This is a genomic window from Corallococcus sp. AB045, from assembly GCF_003668895.1.
Taxonomy (GTDB): domain Bacteria; phylum Myxococcota; class Myxococcia; order Myxococcales; family Myxococcaceae; genus Corallococcus; species Corallococcus coralloides.
In genome coordinates, this window is record NZ_RAWN01000353.1 from 1 (window position 1) to 5112 (window position 5112).

Here is a 5112-nt window from a genome sequence, read left to right on the forward strand (position 1 = left end):
ACCCAACCCAGACACCCGCTTGGGGCCCGGAGTCGGACCTATGGCGCAGGAGCATTCCCAACCCATGAAGCCCAATGTCATCGTGGCCCTGCTGGTCGGCCTGGTGCTCGGGTTCGTTGGCGGCCGTGCCGCCACCGGCTCGAAGCCCACCCCCGGCAACACGCCCTCCGTCGCGCAGGCGGCCAACAAGCCCGCGCGCGCCGTGGACCCCACCGTCTTCAAGGTGCCCGTCGACGGCGCTCCCACGAAGGGCAGCGTCAACGCGCTCGTCACCATCGTGGAGTTCTCCGACTACGAGTGCCCGTTCTGCAGCCGCGCGCACAACACCGTCGTGCAGCTCCAGAAGGACTACGGCAGCAAGCTGCGCGTGGTGATGCGCCAGAACCCGCTGTCCTTCCACCCGCACGCCAAGCCCGCGGCCCTCGCGGCGCTCGCGGCCGGTGAGCAGGGCAAGTACTGGGACATGCACGACCTGCTCTTCGCCAACAACAAGAAGCTGGATGGGGAGAGCCTGGAGGGCTACGCCAAGCAGATCGGCCTGGACGTGGCGAAGTGGAAGGCGGACATGGCGGACGACCGCCTGGGCGCCAGCATCGACAAGGATCAGGCCCTGGCCCAGCAGCTGGGCGCCAGCGGCACGCCGGCCTTCTTCATCAACGGCCGCTTCCTCTCCGGCGCGCAGCCCATCGACAACTTCAAGGCCATCATCGACGAGGAGCTCGCCAAGGCCGAGGGCCTGGTGAAGAGCGGCGTCGCGCCGTCGCAGGTGTACGCGCGCACCATCGAGAAGGGCGTCGAGCGCGCCCCGGCCAAGGCCGCCCAGCAGCAGGCCGAGCCCGCCGCCGCCGCGAAGAAGATTGAGATCCCCGCGGACTCCCCCTCCTTCGGCCCGGCCACCGCGAAGGTGACCATCGTCGAGTGGTCCGACTTCGAGTGCCCGTTCTGCAGCCGCGCGGTGCCCACGCTCAACAAGATCAAGGAGACCTACGGCAAGGACGTGCGCGTGGTGTTCCGCCACCAGCCGCTGCCCATGCACTCGCACGCGAAGCTCGCGGCGCAGGCCTCCATGGCCGCCCACGAGCAGGGCAAGTTCTGGGAGATGCACGACAAGCTCTTCGCCAACCAGCGCGCCCTGGACCGCGCCAGCCTGGAGAAGTACGCCCAGGAGCTGGGCCTGGACATGAACAAGTTCAAGGCCGCCCTGGAGTCGAGCAAGATCTCCGCGAAGGTGGACGCGGACTCCTCCGCGGGCAGCGCGGTGGGCGCCAACGGCACCCCGGCCTTCTTCATCAACGGCCGCTTCCTCTCCGGCGCGCAGCCCTTCGAGGCCTTCAAGCCCCTCATCGACCAGGAGATCGCCAAGGCTGACAAGGCGCTCGCCGCCGGCACCAAGGCGGAGGACCTCTACGCCAAGCTGAACCTGGACAACGTGAACGCCGCTCCGGCCGCCCCCGCGGCGCCCGCCGAGCCGGCCGTGCAGAAGGTGGAAGTGGGCGACGCCCCGGTGCGCGGCCCGAAGAACGCGCCCGTCACCATCGTCGCCTGGTCCGACTTCGAGTGCCCCTTCTGCAGCCGCGCCGTGCCGACCATCGAGCAGGTGGAGAAGGCCTACAAGGGCAAGGTCAAGTTCGCCTTCAAGCACCAGCCCCTGCCCTTCCACCAGAACGCGAAGCTCGCCGCCGTGGCCTCCATGGCCGCCCACGAGCAGGGCAAGTTCTGGGAGATGCACGACAAGCTCTTCGCCAACCAGCGCGCGCTGGACCGCGCCAGCCTGGAGAAGTACGCCCAGGAGCTGGGTCTGAACATGAACAAGTTCAAGACGGACCTGGAGTCGGGCAAGTTCGACAAGCAGATCGAGGCGGACATGGCGGACGGCTCCGCCAAGGGCGCCAACGGCACCCCGACGTTCTTCATCAACGGCCGCACGCTGGTCGGTGCGCAGCCCTTCGATGCCTTCAAGAAGGTCATCGACGAGGAGCTGAAGAAGGCCGGCGTGGCGATGGCGGCGGAAGCGAAGTAGCCCTCCCCCGCTCCTGAAGCACACAAGGCCGTCGGCTCCCACAGCGGGAACCGGCGGCCTTCGTGTTTCCAGCGACTCCCGGGTGCGGCCTTTTCAGGAGACGGCGATGGCGTCGATCTCCACCTGGGAGCCGCGCGGCAGCGCGGACACCTGCACGGTGGCGCGGGCCGGCGGCGAGCCGGAGAAGGCGCGGGCGTACACCTCGTTCACCTTGGCGAAGTCACCCAGGTTGGTGAGGAAGATGGTGCAGCGCACGACGTGGCTGAAGTCCAGGCCGCTGGCGGCGAGCACGGCCTGCAGGTTCTTCATCACCTGCTCGGCCTGCGCGACGACGTCACCGGGGACGAGCTCCATCGTCTTCGGGTCCAGGGGAATCTGGCCGGACAGGAACGTCATCTTCCCGGCGTCCACCTGCACGGCCTGGGAGTAGGGGCCAATCGCCTTGGGGGCGTCGTCGGAGTGGATTGCCTTGCGCGCCATGCAGCACACCTCGCGTTGAGGCGGCCCCCCCAAAGGGGACGGGGGCCGCGGGTCCGCCGCGGGCTGTAGCACAGGACAGGGCTAGATTCGCTCGACCGAGTAGACGCCCGTCAACCGCTCGATGGAGCGCATCAGGTCCGTCAGCTGCTTGAGGTCGGAGATGGTGACCTCGAAGGTGTTCACCGCCCGGTCGTCGCCGGTGGCCCGGCAGTTCGCCTGGGAGATGTTGACGCTCTTCTTGGAGAACGTGTTGGTGATGTCCGCCAGCAGGCCCGGCCGGTCCGCCGTCAGCACGCGCAGGGTGACGGGCCGCTTGAAGTCGCCCTTCACGTCCCAGGACACGTCCACGCGCCGCTCGGGGTCCGTGGCCAGGGCCTTCTCACACCCCACCGTGTGCACCGTCACACCCCGCCCCCGGGTGATGAACCCCGCAATGGGGTCCCCGGGAACGGGGTTGCAACAGCGCCCGAAGCGCACCAGCACGTCGTCCACGCCGCCAATCTGGACGCCGCTGCGGTTGTTGCGCCCCACCAGCCGCTTGGCCAGGTCCGTCATGCGCGACAGGCCCGGCAGCATGGAGGCGTTCGCCCCCGAGCCGCCGCCGTCCGTGGGACGTGGAGGCGGCTCCGCCTGCGCCAGCTTCTCCTGCGGCACGATGCGCAGCACCAGCTGCTGCGGCGTCACCTTGCCGTAACCGATGGCGACCAGCAGGTCGTCCTCGACGCGGAAGCCCAGCTCCTCGGCGACCTTCTTGAGCTCGCCGGACTTCATCTGCTTGTTGAAGTTGAGCTGGAAGCGCTTGAACTCGCGCTCCACCAGTTCGCGGCCCAGCTGCAGGCTCTTGTCGCGCTGCTGCTGCTTGATGAAGCCGCGGATGCGCTGCTGCGCGCGGCTCGTCTTGACGAAGGTGAGCCAGTCCTTGGACGGGTGCGCCTGCGGGCTGGTGAGCACCTCCACCGTGTCGCCGTTCTTCAGCTTGTAGCGCAGGGGAACAATCTTGCCGTTCACCTTGGCGCCCACGCACCGGCCGCCCACGTCCGAGTGGATGGCGTACGCGAAGTCCACCGGCGTCGCGCCGCGCGGCAGGCTGCGCACGTCGCCCTTGGGCGTGAAGACGAAGACTTCATCGGTGAAGAGGTCGACCTTCACCGTCTCCAGGAACTCCTTGGGGTCCTTGAGGTCCTGCTGCCACTCCATCAGCTGGCGCAGCCAGGCGAACTTCTCGTCGTCCTTGGAGATGGGCGCGCGGCCTTCCTTGTAGGCCCAGTGCGCGGCGATGCCCTCTTCGGCGATCTTGTGCATCTCCGAGGTGCGGATCTGCACCTCCACGCGCTCGCTCAACGGACCAATCACCGTGGTGTGCAGGGACTGGTACATGTTGGGCTTCGGGATGGCGATGAAGTCCTTGAAGCGCCCGGGCACCGGCTTCCACATCTGGTGCACCATGCCCAGCGCCTCGTAACAGGAGGGCACCGACGGCGCGATGATGCGGAACGCGATGATGTCGTGGATCTGATCGAAGTCGATGCCCTGCGACTTGATCTTCTTCCAGATGCTGTAGACGTGCTTGAAGCGCCCGCTGACGTCGCCCTTGAGGCCGCGCTCCTGGAGCTTGGCGCGCATCAGGTCGCAGGTGTCCTCGATGTATGCCTCGCGCTCCTTCTTGCGCTTGTTGAGCTGCTCCTCCAGCGCGAAGAACTCCTGGGGCTTCACGTAGCGGAAGGACAGGTCCTCCAGCTCCGTCTTGATCCAGGAGATGCCCAGGCGGTTGGCCAGGGGCGCGTAGATGTCCAGCGTCTCCTGCCCGATGCGGGCCTGCTTCTCCTCGGACATGTGATCCAACGTCCGCATGTTGTGCGTGCGGTCCGCCAGCTTCACGAGGATGACGCGGATGTCCTGCGCCATCGCGATGATCATCTTGCGGAAGTTCTCCGCCTGCTTCTCCTCCTGGGAGAGCGTCGCGGACGCGGAGAACTTGGACAGCTTCGTCACGCCGTCCACCAGCTGGGCGACCTCCGGGCCGAAGAGCTCCGTGAGCTCCTCCGCGGTGGCGAGCGTGTCCTCGATGGTGTCGTGGAGCAGGCCGGTGACGATGGACGCCTCGTCCAGCTTCAGCTCCGCCAGGATGCCCGCCACCTCCAGCGGGTGGATGAGGTAGGGCTCTCCCGACTTGCGGAGTTGCCCTTGATGGACCTTGGCCGAGTAGACGTACGCCTTCTTGATGATGTCCAGGTCGGGGTCCGGGTGGTACGACGCAACCCGCTGCAGGATGTCGTTCAGGCGAATCATCGAGGCGGTGACAATCGTAACTGCCTCAAACAGCAGGGGCAACGTTACCCTGGAACATCGCGTGCCCCGCCGGGTGCTGGAGGCCCGGGCGCCTAGGATATTGGTCCGAGGCTTTCGTTGACCCGGCGTTTCACGCCCCCCTAGATTGGCCCTCTGCCCATGTCTCAGCTTCTGCTGTCCGCGCTCCCGGTGGTCTGCCCGAATTGTGACGGATTCAACCCGCCACGCTCGGCCACCTGCGTGCTGTGCGGCCAGGCGATGGAAGAGGCCGCTCCGGCCCCCCGTCCGGCGGCCACGCCCCGCGCCCGGGCGAGCCCTATTCC

3 protein-coding genes are annotated in these 5112 nt (G+C 67.4%); 1 reads left to right on the forward strand and 2 read right to left on the reverse strand.

Going from position 1 to position 5112, the window contains the following annotated elements; translation table 11 throughout:
- Nucleotides 1-64: 64 nt before the first annotated feature.
- Complete coding sequence (locus D7Y21_RS40245; protein ID WP_121718534.1) at nucleotides 65-2020, forward strand: thioredoxin domain-containing protein; 1956 nt, start codon at nucleotides 65-67, stop codon at nucleotides 2018-2020.
- Between the two features lie 93 nt (nucleotides 2021-2113).
- On the opposite strand, the gene D7Y21_RS40250 is transcribed toward D7Y21_RS40245, so the two are convergent.
- On the reverse strand, nucleotides 2114-2500 hold the full coding sequence (locus tag D7Y21_RS40250; RefSeq protein ID WP_120564408.1) for a RidA family protein: 387 nt from the start codon (nucleotides 2498-2500) through the stop codon (nucleotides 2114-2116).
- An 81-nt stretch (nucleotides 2501-2581) separates the two neighbouring features.
- On the reverse strand, nucleotides 2582-4789 hold the full coding sequence (locus tag D7Y21_RS40255; protein WP_120564407.1) for a bifunctional (p)ppGpp synthetase/guanosine-3',5'-bis(diphosphate) 3'-pyrophosphohydrolase: 2208 nt from the start codon (nucleotides 4787-4789) through the stop codon (nucleotides 2582-2584).
- Nucleotides 4790-5112 lie beyond the last annotated feature (323 nt).

Excerpts from the sequence above, each read along its gene's own strand:
- D7Y21_RS40255 (WP_120564407.1), bottom strand. The coding sequence starts at position 4,789 with ATGATTCGCCTGAACGACATCCTGCAGCGGGTTGCGTCGTACCACCCG.
- D7Y21_RS40245 (WP_121718534.1), top strand. The coding sequence starts at position 65 with ATGAAGCCCAATGTCATCGTGGCCCTGCTGGTCGGCCTGGTGCTCGGG.
- D7Y21_RS40250 (WP_120564408.1), bottom strand. The coding sequence starts at position 2,500 with ATGGCGCGCAAGGCAATCCACTCCGACGACGCCCCCAAGGCGATTGGC.